Origin of the sequence: Pseudomonas sp. SAS7 (genome assembly GCF_052112345.1) — a bacterium.
In the GTDB taxonomy this organism is placed as follows: Bacteria; Pseudomonadota; Gammaproteobacteria; order Pseudomonadales; family Pseudomonadaceae; genus Aquipseudomonas; species Aquipseudomonas putida_Q.
The window spans coordinates 164804-177889 of the sequence record NZ_JBEGGO010000009.1 but is presented as its reverse complement, the minus strand read 5'-3'; the positions used below and the strand labels follow the sequence as shown (position 1 = coordinate 177889).

12 protein-coding genes are annotated in these 13086 nt (G+C 63.6%); 11 read left to right on the top strand and 1 reads right to left on the bottom strand.

Annotation, left to right across the window (positions count from 1 at the left end):
• The first annotated feature begins 171 nt into the window (after positions 1-171).
• The 9 genes from ABI582_RS16390 to ABI582_RS16350 all read left to right on the top strand — a co-directional run bounded on the left by ABI582_RS16390 (position 172) and on the right by ABI582_RS16350 (position 10710).
• Entirely contained in the window at positions 172-1326 is a 1155-nt protein-coding gene (locus ABI582_RS16390; protein ID WP_442119714.1) for a mandelate racemase family protein, read from the top strand.
• Positions 1327-1395: 69 nt separating this feature from the next.
• Positions 1396-3006, top strand: coding sequence for an ABC transporter substrate-binding protein (locus ABI582_RS16385; protein WP_442119713.1), 1611 nt, complete (start codon positions 1396-1398; stop codon positions 3004-3006).
• A 66-nt stretch (positions 3007-3072) separates the two neighbouring features.
• Positions 3073-4110: an ABC transporter permease gene (locus ABI582_RS16380; protein WP_442119712.1), complete on the top strand. Its 1038-nt coding sequence runs from the start codon at positions 3073-3075 to the stop codon at positions 4108-4110.
• Between the two features lie 55 nt (positions 4111-4165).
• Positions 4166-5776 carry an ABC transporter substrate-binding protein gene (locus tag ABI582_RS16375; protein WP_016487990.1) on the top strand — a complete coding sequence of 537 codons (1611 nt, stop codon included), beginning with the start codon at positions 4166-4168 and terminating at the stop codon, positions 5774-5776.
• A 62-nt stretch (positions 5777-5838) separates the two neighbouring features.
• A complete protein-coding gene (locus ABI582_RS16370) occupies positions 5839-6756 on the top strand; it encodes an ABC transporter permease (protein WP_023047280.1) in 918 nt (305 codons plus the stop codon).
• A gap of 11 nt (positions 6757-6767) precedes the next feature.
• Positions 6768-7607, top strand: coding sequence for an ABC transporter ATP-binding protein (locus tag ABI582_RS16365; RefSeq protein ID WP_024717435.1), 840 nt, complete (start codon positions 6768-6770; stop codon positions 7605-7607).
• Between the two features lie 10 nt (positions 7608-7617).
• On the top strand, positions 7618-8394 hold the full coding sequence (locus tag ABI582_RS16360; RefSeq protein ID WP_063422694.1) for an ABC transporter ATP-binding protein: 777 nt from the start codon (positions 7618-7620) through the stop codon (positions 8392-8394).
• Positions 8395-8463: 69 nt separating this feature from the next.
• Positions 8464-8832 (top strand): 5-carboxymethyl-2-hydroxymuconate Delta-isomerase, encoded by a 369-nt coding sequence (locus ABI582_RS16355; protein WP_442119711.1) that lies wholly within the window; start codon positions 8464-8466, stop codon positions 8830-8832.
• A 63-nt stretch (positions 8833-8895) separates the two neighbouring features.
• The gene (locus ABI582_RS16350) at positions 8896-10710 is read left to right on the top strand and encodes a glycosyl hydrolase family 28 protein (protein ID WP_442119710.1); all 1815 of its coding nucleotides are present in this window, start codon (positions 8896-8898) and stop codon (positions 10708-10710) included.
• A 2-nt stretch (positions 10711-10712) separates the two neighbouring features.
• Here the strand turns inward: ABI582_RS16350 and ABI582_RS16345 are convergent, their stop codons facing one another.
• Positions 10713-11459 carry a FadR/GntR family transcriptional regulator gene (locus ABI582_RS16345; protein WP_016487986.1) on the bottom strand — a complete coding sequence of 249 codons (747 nt, stop codon included), beginning with the start codon at positions 11457-11459 and terminating at the stop codon, positions 10713-10715.
• A gap of 96 nt (positions 11460-11555) precedes the next feature.
• On the opposite strand from ABI582_RS16345, the gene ABI582_RS16340 reads away from it, so the two are divergent.
• Both ABI582_RS16340 and ABI582_RS16335 read left to right on the top strand, forming a co-directional pair.
• On the top strand, positions 11556-12275 hold the full coding sequence (locus ABI582_RS16340; protein ID WP_442119709.1) for a FadR/GntR family transcriptional regulator: 720 nt from the start codon (positions 11556-11558) through the stop codon (positions 12273-12275).
• A gap of 170 nt (positions 12276-12445) precedes the next feature.
• Positions 12446-13084, top strand: a complete 639-nt coding sequence (locus ABI582_RS16335) for a TetR family transcriptional regulator (protein WP_016487984.1) — start codon at positions 12446-12448, stop codon at positions 13082-13084.
• Positions 13085-13086 lie beyond the last annotated feature (2 nt).

Sequence of the window (13086 nt, the reverse complement as noted above, 5' to 3'; positions counted from 1 at the left end):
TGTGGCTTGGCGCTTGCTTTGTGATGGGGATCACAGAGCGGGGTTTAGCAGGCTATTCACGACTATTTCGTCGGTTTTAAGAGGTGCTTTCCAAATGTTGTATGATGACGTAGGATTGCCTCCAGAGCGTGACTCACCCGCCACAAATCCAATAAGAAGGCTCAGACGTCCATGATCATTACTGCTGTAAACGTCCAGGTGTTTTCCTACCCCACGCGCCGCGCTGTAGACAGCGCCGGCCATGCCCATCCGGGCGACGTGACCCAGGCCAAGATGGCCTTGCTACGCATCAAGACTGAGTGCGGCAACGAAGGCTTCGCCTTCGGCGCTCCCGAGCTGATCCGCCCGTATGTGCTGGATAACTTCGTGCGCAAGGTGCTGGTCGGCGCCAATGCCTTCGACCGTGAAAAGATCTGGCACGACCTCGCCCACTGGCAGCGCGGCAGCGCAAGCCAGCTCACCGACCGCGCCCTGGCACTGGTCGAACAGGCCCTGTGGGACTGGGCCGGGCGCAAGCTCAAGGTGCCGGTGCACAAACTCATCGGTGGCTACCGCGACAAGGTTCCGGCGTACGGTTCGACCATGTGCGGTGACGAGCTGCCAGGCGGCCTGTCGACCCCTGAAGAGTACGGCCGCTTCGCCGAGGCCCTGGTCAAGCGCGGCTACAAGGCGATCAAGCTGCACACCTGGATGCCGCCGGTGTCGTTCGCCCCGAGCGTGAGCATGGACATCAAGGCCTGCGCCGCCGTACGTGAAGCGGTCGGCCCCGACATCGCGCTGATGATCGACGGCTATCACTGGTACAGCCGCACCGAAGCGCTGACCGTCGGCCGTGCCCTGGAGAAGCTGAATTTCGCCTGGTTCGAAGAGCCGATGATGGAAGACTCGGCCGAGTCCTACGCGTGGCTGGCCGCCCAGTTGGACATCCCCGTGCTGGGCCCTGAAAGCCTCGGTGGCAAACACCTGAGCCGCGCCAGTTGGGTCAAGAACGATGTCTGTGACATCCTGCGTGCCGGCGTTGCCGGGGTCGGCGGTATCGCCCCGTGCCTGAAGGTCGCGCACATGGCCGAAGCGTTTGGCATGGATTGCGAGATCCACGGCAACGGCGCGGCCAACCTGGCGGTGGTCGGCGCGATCAAGAACTGCACCTGGTACGAGCGCGGCCTGCTGCACCCGTTCCTCAACTATGACGAAGTACCGGCCTACCTCAAGCGCCTGGTCGACCCGATGGATGAAGACGGCTTCGTGCACCTCTCCGACCTGCCTGGCCTGGGGGAGGAGATCGACTTCGACTACGTCGAGACCAACACGCTGCAGAGTTTCTGATTCGTGCATGGCGGCACGCCTTGGTGCGTGCCGCCCGAGAGTCCAATAACTATAAAAAGGCTATCTCACATGAGCGTTCTCCCCAAATTCTGGGCGGGGGTCCTGGCCGCATCGCTGGCGATGACGTCGGTATCTGCCGCTTTCGCCAAGACCCCCGCCGACCAGTTGATCGTCGGCATGAGCATGATCAACCTGCTGTCGCTCGACCCGGCCGCCGCCACCGGCCTGGATGTCTCCGAGGTCAATGCCAACCTCTACGACATGCTGCTGGTGCAGGACGTCAAGCAGCCGGACCAACTGGTACCGGCCCTGGCGCAAAGCTGGCAGGTCAGCGACGACCGCAAGACCCTGACCTTCACGCTGCGCCCCGGCGTGACCTTCCAGTCGGGCAACCCGCTGACTGCCGAAGACGTCGCCTGGTCGTTGCAGCGCGTGCTCAAGCTCAATCTGGCCCTGGCCTCGACATGGAAGGCTTACGGCTTCACCGCCGGCAACGCCGCCCAGTACCTGCGGGCCGCCGACGAGCTCACCTTTGTCCTCGAGCTGCCGCGGCCAACCGACCCGATGTTGGTGCTCAACACCCTGGCGACCTCGCCCAGTGCCTTTATCCTCGACCGCAAAGTGGTTCAGCAACACCAGAAGGGCGACGACATGGGCGGCGCCTGGCTGACTACCCACGCCGCCGGCAGCGGCCCATTCATCCTCAATGACTGGCGCGCCAACGATGTGATCCTGATGAGCCGCTACGACGGTTACTGGGGTGGCCCGGCCAAGCTCAAGCGCATCGTCATGCGCAACATGACCGAGTCGCAGTCGCTGCGCCTGATGGTCGAGCGCGGTGACCTGGACCTGGCCAAGGGCATGTCCGCACCCGACATCGAAGCCCTGGAGAAGTCCGACAAGGTGCGCACCCAGACCGTGCAGCGCGGGACCCTCTACTACGTTGCCCTGAGCGTCAAGAACAAGCCCTACGATGACGCCCGCGTGCGCCGCGCGGTGCGTTCGCTGATCGACTATCAAGGCATCAACCAGACCGTCATGCCGCACTACGGCCAGCTCAACCAGCGCCCATTGCCGCTCGGCCTGCCAGCACGGCTGGACGATCCGGGCTACACCCTGAACGTCGCCGAGGCGAAAAAACTGCTGACCGAAGCCGGTTACCCGAATGGCTTCAAAACCACCATCCGCGTGCTCACCGAGCCGCCATTCATCAACATCGCCTCCAGCCTGCAGGCGACCCTGGCCCAGGCCGGCATCCAGGCGACCATCGTCACCGGCACCGGCAACCAGATCTACGGCGCCATGCGCGAACGCAGCTTCGACATCCTGGTCGGCCGCGGCGGTGGCGGGGCCGAGCGTCATCCGCATTCGAGCCTCCGGACCCTGGTGTACAACCCGGACAACCGCGACGAAGCCAAGCTGAGCAACTTCCAGGGCTGGCGCACGTCGTTCTACAGCCCCGAGTTGAACGCGCTCATCGAGCAGGCCGAAGTCGAGCCTGACAAGACCAGGCAACTGGCCCAGTACCAGCAGATCCAGAAGACCCTGGACGCGCAGGTCGGGGCGATCCTGCCGGTGTCGCAGATGACGGACACCGTGGTGGTCTACCACGATGTTCAGGATTACCAGACCCACAGTGCGGCCACCACCCGTTACAAAGACGTCTACAAGTCGCGATGAGCGGGAGCGGGGCGTGCGCGCCCCGAACGCCTCGGTGTTGGCTGAACGCATTTTCAGGAGCCTGTTATGTTAGTTTCGACTGCCTCTGTGCTGGGCACGCGCGTGTCTGGCACTGCCCGACGGGCCAGCACGGTCCTGGTGACCCTGCTCGGTCTGTTGGCGCTGACCTTCTTCATTGGTCGGGTGATGCCGCTGGACCCGGTGCTGGCCGTGGTCGGGCCGGACGCCGACAGCTCCACCTACGATCAGGTGTACCGGGCGATGGGCCTGGACCAGCCGATCTGGGTGCAGTTCGGGCTGTACCTCAACGACCTGCTCCACGGTGATTTCGGCAACGCCCTGCTGACCGGCCACCCGGTGCTGGAAGACATCAAGCGGGTGTTCCCGGCGACCATCGAGTTGGCCACCCTGGCCATCCTCTTCGGCATCGTCATCGGCTTGCCACTGGGCGTGGTCGCGGCCAGTAACCAGGGCCGCCTTGGCGACCATCTGGCACGGGTGATCACCCTGTTCGGTTACTCCACGCCGATCTTCTGGGTCGGCATGATGGGCCTGCTGGTGTTCTACGCCTGGCTCGGCTGGGCCGGCGGGGCAGGGCGCATCGACCTCGCCTACGACGGCATGGTGCCGGACATCACCGGCCTGTTGCTGATCGACACGGCCCTGGCCGGCGATTGGGAAGCCTTCACCAGCGCGCTGCGGCACATCGTCCTGCCGGGGCTGATCCTGGGCCTCAACTCGGTCGCCTACATCAGCCGCATGACCCGCAGCTTCATGCTTGAACAGCTGTCCCAGGAATACATCATCACCGCCCGGGTCAAGGGCCTTTCGCGCCGCCAGGTGGTCTGGGGCCATGCGTTTCGCAACATCCTCGTGCAACTGCTGACGGTGGTGGCTTTGGCCTACGGCTCGCTGCTCGAAGGCGCGGTACTGATCGAAACGGTGTTTGCCTGGCCCGGTTTCGGTCAGTACCTAACCAGCAGCCTGATGCTCGGTGACATGAACGCGGTGATGGGCTGTGTGCTGGTGATCGGGCTGATCTTCGTCGCCCTGAACCTGATCAGCGACGCCCTGTACAAGGTGTTCGACCCAAGGACCCGTTAAGCCCCGCGCGGCCAGCGCGAACACAGTGCATGACTATAAAAACAAGGACAGCCACATGAAAACTGTACTTCCGATCCTGCGCCTGAGCCTGCTGGGTGCGATGCTGGCACTGGGGCCGATGGCCGCCGTGCAGGCCAAGACCCCCGCCGACCAGTTGATCGTCGGCATGAGCATGGTCAACCTGTTTTCCATCGACCCGGCCAACGCCCCGGGCCTGGATGCCTCCGGGGTCAATGCCAACCTGTATGACACGCTGGTCAAGCGCGACCAGGGCAACCCGGAAAAACACCTGCCACAGTTGGCCGAACGCTGGGAGATCAGCGAAGACGGCAAGCAGGTCACCTTCCACCTGCGCAGCGACGTCAAGTTCCATTCCGGCAACCCGCTCACCGCCGAAGACGTGGCCTGGTCGCTGTACCGCGTGATGAAACTCAACTTCGGCCTGGCCACCACCTGGAAGGCCTACGGCTACAGCGTCGACAACATTCAGGGGCTGATCCGCGCCACTGACCCGCACACCCTGGTGGTCGAGCTGCCGCAGCCCGCCGACCCGCTGCTGCTGATCGACTCGCTGGCGATCTCGCCCAGCGCGGTCATCGTCGACCGCCAGGAAGCCTTGAAGCACGAGAAGGACGGCGACCTGGGCGCCGCCTGGCTGGTCACCAACGAGGCCGGCAGCGGTCCGTTCACCCTGACCAAGTGGAGCGCCAACGACGCCTTGGTGATGACCCGCTTCGACGGCTACTGGGCGGGCCCTGCAAAAATGAAGCGGGTGCTGGTGCGGCACATGACCGAGTCGCAATCACTAAGGCTGATGCTCGAGCGCGGTGACCTCGACCTGGTCTACGGCATGGCCGCGCCAGACATCAAGGCCATCGAGCGCTCGCCCAAGCTGCAGGTGCAACCGCTGCAGCGCGGCACCATGTACTACGTGGCGATGAGCATGAAGCAGCCCGAATTCGCCAATCAGAAAGTCCGCGAAGCGGTGCGCAACCTGATCGACTACAAAGGCATCGACGAGCAGGTCATGCCGCACTACGGCATGCTCAACCAGCAGCCGATGCAGCTTGGCCTCGACGCCCGCCTGCCGGACCCAGGCTACAAGATGGATGTCGCCAAGGCCAAGGCGTTGCTCGCCGAAGCCGGCTACCCGCAAGGCTTCACCACCACCATCCGGACCTTGTCCGAGCCGCCGTTCATCGACATCGCTGCGCGCATGCAGTCGACGCTCGCCGAAGGCGGGATCAAGGCCAGCATCGTCACCGGCACCGGCAACCAGGTGTATGGCGCGATGCGCGCGCGCAACTTCGAAATGATCGTGGCGCGCGGTGCCGAGCGCTACCCGCACCCGTACTTCAGCCTGCGCACCTTTGTCTACAACCCGGACAACAGCGACAGCGCGGGCCTGCCCAACTTCCAGGGCTGGCGCGCGTCGTTCTTCGATCAACAGCTCAATGCGCTGATCGACCAGGCGGGCGTCGAGCGTGACGCCGCCAAGCGCGTGAGCCTGTACCACCAGGCCCAGCAGCGCTACGACCAGCAGGTCGGGCCGATCATGATGCTCTCGCAGATGACCGACACCGCGGTGAGCGCGGTGGACGTCAAGGGCTTTACCGGCGATGACGCCGAGGCGACCCGTTACCTGGGCGTCTACAAGCAACGCTGAACCTGTCCGGGGGCGCCTGCGGGCGCTCCGGGCGGCCATGATTTCACACCGAGAACATGCCGATGATTGCCAACATGTCTTCTACCCAAGCAAGCGCCAAGCCGCAGGCCGACACCACGCCGGCTTCCAGCCTCGACGCCTTTTACAAAAGCAGCCTGCGGGTGCTGCGCCACCTGTTGCGCAACCCGATGACCCTGGCCGGGCTGCTGGTGGCCGTGCTGCTGATCGTGGTCGCCACCTTTGCCCCGTGGATCGCCACCCATGACCCGGTGGTGCAGAACCTCGCCAACGCCCTGCAGGCTCCCGGTGCCGCGCACTGGTTCGGCACCGACGAATATGGCCGCGACATCTTCAGCCGGTTGGTCTACGGCTCACGCATCACCCTCTACATCATTACCCTGGTGACCGTTATCGTCGGACCGATCGGGCTGTTCATCGGCACCGTGTCGGGTTACTACGGTGGCATCGTCGACACGGTGTTCATGCGCATCACCGACATCTTCATCTCGTTCCCCAGCCTGGTCCTGGCACTGGCGTTCATCGCTGCCCTTGGCCCTGGCCTGGAGCATGCGGTGGTCGCCATCGCGCTGACCTCGTGGCCACCGATCGCACGCCTGGCAAGGGCTGAAACCCTGTCGCTGCGCAAGGCCGACTTCGTTGTCGCGGTCGAGCTGCAGGGCGCCTCGTCGACGCGCATCATCCTGCGTCACATTGTGCCGATGTGCCTGTCGTCGGTGATCATCCGCCTGACCATGAACATGGCCGGGATCATCCTCACCGCCGCGGCGCTGGGCTTCCTCGGCCTTGGCGCACAGGCGCCGCTGCCGGAGTGGGGCGCGATGATCTCCACCGGTCGACGCTACATGCTCGAATGCTGGTGGCTGGTGGCCGTACCGGGTGCGGCGATCATGCTGGTGAGCCTGGCGTTCAACCTGCTGGGCGATGGCCTGCGGGACATTCTCGACCCGCGTAGCGAGTAACTGGAGGCTTTATGTCGTCGCTCAAACTCAACGTCGAAGCGCTCAACGTACGCTTCGTCAACGGCAAGAAAGAAATGCACGCGGTGCGCGATGTGTCGTTCACCCTTGGCCGGGAAAAACTGGCCATCGTCGGCGAGTCCGGCTCGGGCAAGTCGACGGTGGGGCGCAGCTTGCTCAAGCTGCACCCCGGCAGCACGCAGATCACCGCCAAGGCCCTGCAGTTCGGCGATGTCGACCTGCTCAGCGCCAGCGAAAAGGCCATGCAGAAGATTCGTGGCCAGCGCATCTCGATGATCATGCAAGACCCCAAGTACTCGCTCAACCCGGTGGTCAAGGTTGGCGACCAGATCGCCGAGGCGTACCTGGCGCACCACAAGGCCAGCCGCAGCGAGGCACGCGAGCGGGTCATGCTGATGCTGGAAAAGGTCCATATCCGCGACCCGAAACGCGTCTACAACCTGTACCCGCATGAAGTCAGCGGCGGCATGGGCCAGCGCATCATGATCGCCATGATGGTCATCACCAACCCGGAGGTGATCATCGCCGACGAGCCGACCTCGGCACTCGACGTGTCGGTGCGCCAGCAGGTGCTCAACGTGCTCGAAGAGCTGGTGGTCGAGCAGCAGATGGGGCTGATCTTCGTCAGCCACGACCTCAACCTGGTGCGCAACTACTGTGACCGGGTGTTGGTGATGTACGCCGGGCGGGTGGTCGAGTCGCTCGCCGCGTGCGACCTGCAATATGCCGAACACCCGTATACCCGTGGCCTGCTGGCGGCCTTGCCGAGCATGGACAACCGCCGCCCGCGCTTGCCGGTGCTGCAACGCGACCCGCTCTGGCTCACCTGCTGAGGTAACTGACATGTCCATGATCCAAGCACAATCGCTGAACCTGAGCTTCGGCGTTGGCGCCACACTCAACCAGGTGCTGCACGACGTCGACCTGACCGTCGAGGACGGTGAGTCGTTCGGCCTGGTCGGCGAGTCGGGCTCCGGCAAGACCACCGTGCTGCGCTGCCTGGCCGGCCAGTACCGGCACTGGAGCGGGGCGTTGAGCATTGCCGGCGGTGCGTTGCAGCACAAGCTGCCCAAGGAGCACTTTCGCAAGGTGCAGATGGTCTTCCAGGACCCCTACGGCTCGTTGCACCCGCGGCACACCATCGACACCGCCTTGCGCGAGCCGCTGACCATTCACGGCATGGCTGATCGCGACGACCGGATCAACGACATCCTGGTCAAGGTCGGCCTCAATGACAGCTTCCGCTACCGCTATCCGCACCAGTTGTCGGGCGGGCAGCGCCAGCGTGTGGCGATTGCCCGCGCGCTGATCCTCGAGCCGCGTGTGTTGCTGCTGGATGAGCCGACCTCGGCGCTGGATGTCTCGGTGCAGGCGGAGATCCTCAACCTGCTGGCAGACCTGCGCCAGCGCGAGAAGCTCACCTACCTGATGGTGACCCACGACCTGGGGGTGGTCAGCCACCTGTGCGACAAGGTCGCGGTGATGCAGCAAGGGCGCATCGTCGAGCGCCTCGACAGCCAAGCGTTGAGCCAGGACCTCGCCCGTCATGACTACACCCGCATGCTGGTCCAGGCCAGCCGCGACTTCAGCGCCGAATCGCCGCGTGCCGTCTCTGCCTGAACCCCTCCCAAGCCTTGCGCCTTAGCCTGCGGGGCAGGGCGCACAGGGCTGCAGATCAAGGAATCCACCATGCCTCATTGCATTATCGATTGCCCGGCCAGCTTGGCTGAGCGGGTTGGCGAGCAGACGCTGCTGGCCGCTGTGCACGACGCCATCGATGCCAGCGGGCTGTTCAAGCCCGGCGACATCAAGGCGCGGCTGAACACCTTCAGCCATTACCGCTGCGGCGCCGGGCAGGATGATTTCGTGCATGTTGCACTGTACCTGTTCGCCGGGCGCAGCGCCGAGCAGCGGCGCAGCCTCGCCTCGGCGGGGGTGGCGGCGCTGGTCGGCCTGCTGCCCGAGGTCGACGCGCTATCAATGGATGTGAGGGAAATGGCCCGGGAGACCTTCGTCAACCGCAGCCAGTACCTCGAGCAAGCCGCGTTGACGGCCTGAGCCACGCGGCTCGGCCGCTCAAGCGTGGCGTTATCAATGGCAAAAACAAGGAAGATAAAAACCATGCCGTATGCACACCCTGCTGTCGCTGCACGCAAACACCCACTGGCGCGTGCACTGCTGAGTGCCCTGGCCATGGGCTGCAGCCTGCCACTCTGGGCGCTGGACGCGCCCGCCAAACTCCAGGTGCCGACGCTGGCCTACGATGAGCAACAGATCATCCTGGTCTGGGAGAAGCCGGCCGACCACGCCGAGATCGTCGATTACCATGTCTATGCCAATGGCAAGCTGCTCGGTGGCAGCAACGCCAACAACGACCAGGTCTCACCGGCCAAGCCTTACATCAACCACTTCTACCAGCAGGACACGCAGAACTTCCATCACCGCATCGCCATTCACAGCTTCACCGCCCAGGGGCTTGCGCCCGATACCGAGTACCGCTTCACCGTGCGTTCGGTCGATCGCAACGGCAAGGAGTCGGCCGACAGCCCTGTGGTGGTGCAGCGAACCACGGCCGTCCCGGCACTGTTTGACGTGCAGCAGTACGGTGCCAAGGGTGATGGCAAGGCGCTCGACACGGCCGCCATCCAGCGTGCCATCGACGCTTGCAGCAAGGGCTGCAAGGTGCTGCTGCCTGCCGGCACGTACAAAAGCGGGGCGCTCTACCTCAAGAGCAACATGACCCTGGAAATCGCCGAGGGCGCTACCCTGCTGGGCTCCGAGCGTGCCGAGGACTACCCGCGCGAAGGCTATATCCAGTACCCGTATTCCACCACCGTGCGCCCGGCCTCGCTGATCAACGCGTTGCCGCGCGACCCGCAGGCGCATCAGGCCTTCGAGAACATCCGCATCGTTGGCAAGGGCACCATCGACGGCAATGGCTGGAAGCGTAACCCGGATGTGCTCGACGAGCGCGGGCGAGCCTTGCCCTTCTACCTGCCCAGCGACAACACCCGCTACATGCTCGACGGCGTGCTGGCCAAGGCGCAAGTAGAGCGGGCGGTTGCCGAGGGCATGAATGTCAAGGACGCCTACGGCCAGATGCGCTCGTCGCTGATCACCCTGCGCAATGTGACTAACGTGTTCTATGGCGGCTTTACGGTGGTCAACCCGGCCTATCACGGCATCATGAACCTGGAAACGCAGAATGTGGTGCTGGCTAACACCACGCACCGTACCTACGACGCCAACAACGGCGACGGTATCGAATTCGCCAACAGCCGCGGCGCCCTGGTGTTCAACAACTTCTTCGACACTGGCGACGACTGCGTCAACTTCGCCGCCGGCACCGGTGCGGGTGCAGTCGACCAAAAGCCGCAGGAAGATGCCTGGATCTTCAACAACTACTTCCGCAAGGGCCATGGGATGATCGTGGCGGGCAGCCACACCGGCGCCTGGATCCAGAACATCCTAGCCGAAGACAACGTTTCGGACGGCACAGATACCGGCTTGCGCATGAAAAGCACCAACTTCATGGGCGGTGGCGCACGCCACGTTACCTTCCGTGATTCGGCCATCCGCAATACGGCGAAACAGGCCTTCATCTTCACCCTGGATTACAACGACCCGAATGCCAAGCTCGATTACAAACGCTCGACGGTGGCAGGGCAGTTTCGGGATATCACGGTCAGCGACGTAAGCGTAGAAAACGCCAGCACCGCTGCCATCGAGGTGAAGGGCGATAGCAGCCATGGCGCCTGGCATCAGGGGCTGGTGTTCGAGCGTGTACGTTTCAGCGGGCCGGCCCCGGTCAAGATCGATGGCCTGAAAGATTCGCGGTTCGTCAGGCTTCGCTTCACCCACACCGGGGGCGCCAACCCTTGGCAGGTACAGGGCAGCCAAGGGCTGGCCTTCACGGATGTGGAGCCTGCGCCTTAGCTTCAGGCCTCGCTGTAAAAAGCCTGTAGCCGTTGCGCCTCACGCAGGCGCGTACGGCTGTTGCTCAGGTGCAGGTACATGGCAGCGCGCGCCGCATCAACCTGGCGGCTGGCGATGGCATCGTAGATCTGCTGATGTTCGGCATTGATACCGGCCAGGTAGGTGCTGCGGTTGCTTTGGCCGGTGTAGGCAGAGTTCATGCGCGTGCGGGGGATCATCTTGGTGCCCAGATGCTTCATGATATCGATCAGGTACTGGTTGCCTGCGGCCTTGGCAATTTTCAGGTGGAACTGGAAATCGGCGTTTGTCGTGCTGCCGGATTTTTCCGGGCCCTGCATCAAGGCTTCAAGTGCCTGATGCAGTTCTTCCAGCGCTTGCGGCGTAGCCCGTTCGGCGGCCATGCCGGCGGCTTGCACTTCAAGGCTCAGGCGGTATTCCAGCAGGTCGAGCACATCGGACAGCAGGCTGATGGTTGCGGGCCCCACGTTGAAGCTCTCTGGCGCCGGCATGTCCAGCACGAAGGTGCCGACACCATGGCGAGTCTCGACCAGGCCCGCGGCCTGCATGCGTGATAAAGCCTCGCGTATCACCGAGCGGCTGACACCTTCGGTTGCGATTAGCGTGGCTTCGGTGGGCAGCTTGTCGCCACGCTTGAGTGTGCCTTCGCGCATGCGCTCGGCGAAGCGTTCGACCAGCGCTTCGGCCAGGCGGCGGGGCGGTTGAGAGGGGCTGGCGGTGTGGTCTGGCATTGCTGTGCTCGCGTCTGAACAGCGGCCAGTATAGTGCGTTTTGGCACCAGGCTGCGGGTATACTCCGGGGTCTTCCGCTTATCAAGGGTTCACACAATGGCATCCGCCACCCCGGAAAAACGCCTGAATCTCGCCCAGCAACTGGTGCATGACCTGTCGCAGCAGATTCGCTCGGGTGAATTGCCAGCGGGTAGCAAATTGCCCACCGAAGAAGCTGTGACCAAAGCGCGAGGCGTAAGCCGTACCGTGGTGCGTGAAGCCATTTCTCGGTTGCAGGCCGAAGGCCTGGTCGAAACCCGCCGTGGTATCGGCACCTTCGTTGTAGACGCCATCCCGGCAGGTGACTTCCAGAGTACCAGCCCTGGAATGGGCGATGCTTACAACGAGGTGGCGATCATCGAGCTGCGGCTTTGCCTGGAGGTCGAGGCGGCTGCCATTGCTGCCCAGCGTGCCACCCCAGAGCAACTGGCTGCCATGCGGGCGGCGCTGGATGAGGCTGTTGATACGCAGTCAGCGCCCTGCATGCGAACCGACTTCGAGTTTCACCTGCAGATAGCCCAATGCACGGGCAACAGTTTTTTCATCGACACCATGACCCACCTTGGGCATACCTTGTTGGCGGTGGCACAGCAGGCCATGCCGGCGTGCGATGCCCAGCAGCGGGCACTGGAGGCGCTGGAGCGCGAGCAAGTGCATGCCGCGATCACCCGCAAGGATGCCGGTGCTGCCCGTGCTGCCATGCGGCTGCACCTGGTCAACTGTCTGACACGCGCCCAGCGAAGCATCACCCAAGACGAACGGTGTGCCGAGCCGTAGGTGGCAGCACGGTGCACCGCCACACCGTGTCCCCGGCCCTGGCCCGTTGCCGTGCCTTGTCGCCTGTTCAGCTCCCCCGCGTATATCGTGTCAGCCCAGCCGAAAAAGCCGCGCAAAGGCCCAACGTCTGTGGCAGTGTTGGTTATCTGGCCAGCCCCTCAGGGACCGACATGCAAACTCGCAAAACCGGTGTTCGCGCCCAACAGGCCGACCGCACCCGGGACAACATTCTCAAGGCTGCGGTGAAGGTCTTCAGCAAGGAAGGCTTCACCGGTGGGCGCATCGAGCAGATCTCCACGCTGGCCAAGTCCAACGACCGGATGATCTATTACTACTTCGGCAGCAAGGAAAAGCTGTTCATCAGCGTGCTGGAGCATATCTACGCCAGCTTCAACCAGGCCGAGGCCAAGCTGCGCATCGACCTCGGCGACCCGGAACAGGCCCTGCGTGAGCTGGTGGCGTTCATCTGGGACTACTACGTGCGCCACCCCGAATTCGTCACCATCCTCGCCACCGAAAACCTTCACCAGGGCCAGCACGCGCGCAAGTCGCAGAACCTCAAGGCGCTGTCCGGTGAAGCGGTCGGCGTGCTGCGGCCGATCATTGAAGCAGGCCAGGCCAAGGGCCTGTTCCGCGACGACATCGACATCACCCACGCCTACCTGATGATTGCCTCGCTCTGCTATTTCTATAATTCCAACCGGCATACCCTCAGCTCGTTTCTGGCCGTGGACCTGGCCGACAAACAGGCCAAGGCCGACTGGCTGGTATTTATCAGCGACCTTGCCCTGCGCGGCCTGCGCCGCTGACG

Coding starts and splice junctions, on each gene's coding strand:
- ABI582_RS16390 (WP_442119714.1), top strand. CDS start 172: ATGATCATTACTGCTGTAAACGTCCAGGTGTTTTCCTACCCCACGCGC.
- ABI582_RS16385 (WP_442119713.1), top strand. CDS start 1,396: ATGAGCGTTCTCCCCAAATTCTGGGCGGGGGTCCTGGCCGCATCGCTG.
- ABI582_RS16380 (WP_442119712.1), top strand. CDS start 3,073: ATGTTAGTTTCGACTGCCTCTGTGCTGGGCACGCGCGTGTCTGGCACT.
- ABI582_RS16375 (WP_016487990.1), top strand. CDS start 4,166: ATGAAAACTGTACTTCCGATCCTGCGCCTGAGCCTGCTGGGTGCGATG.
- ABI582_RS16370 (WP_023047280.1), top strand. CDS start 5,839: ATGATTGCCAACATGTCTTCTACCCAAGCAAGCGCCAAGCCGCAGGCC.
- ABI582_RS16365 (WP_024717435.1), top strand. CDS start 6,768: ATGTCGTCGCTCAAACTCAACGTCGAAGCGCTCAACGTACGCTTCGTC.
- ABI582_RS16360 (WP_063422694.1), top strand. CDS start 7,618: ATGTCCATGATCCAAGCACAATCGCTGAACCTGAGCTTCGGCGTTGGC.
- ABI582_RS16355 (WP_442119711.1), top strand. CDS start 8,464: ATGCCTCATTGCATTATCGATTGCCCGGCCAGCTTGGCTGAGCGGGTT.
- ABI582_RS16350 (WP_442119710.1), top strand. CDS start 8,896: ATGCCGTATGCACACCCTGCTGTCGCTGCACGCAAACACCCACTGGCG.
- ABI582_RS16345 (WP_016487986.1), bottom strand. CDS start 11,459: ATGCCAGACCACACCGCCAGCCCCTCTCAACCGCCCCGCCGCCTGGCC.
- ABI582_RS16340 (WP_442119709.1), top strand. CDS start 11,556: ATGGCATCCGCCACCCCGGAAAAACGCCTGAATCTCGCCCAGCAACTG.
- ABI582_RS16335 (WP_016487984.1), top strand. CDS start 12,446: ATGCAAACTCGCAAAACCGGTGTTCGCGCCCAACAGGCCGACCGCACC.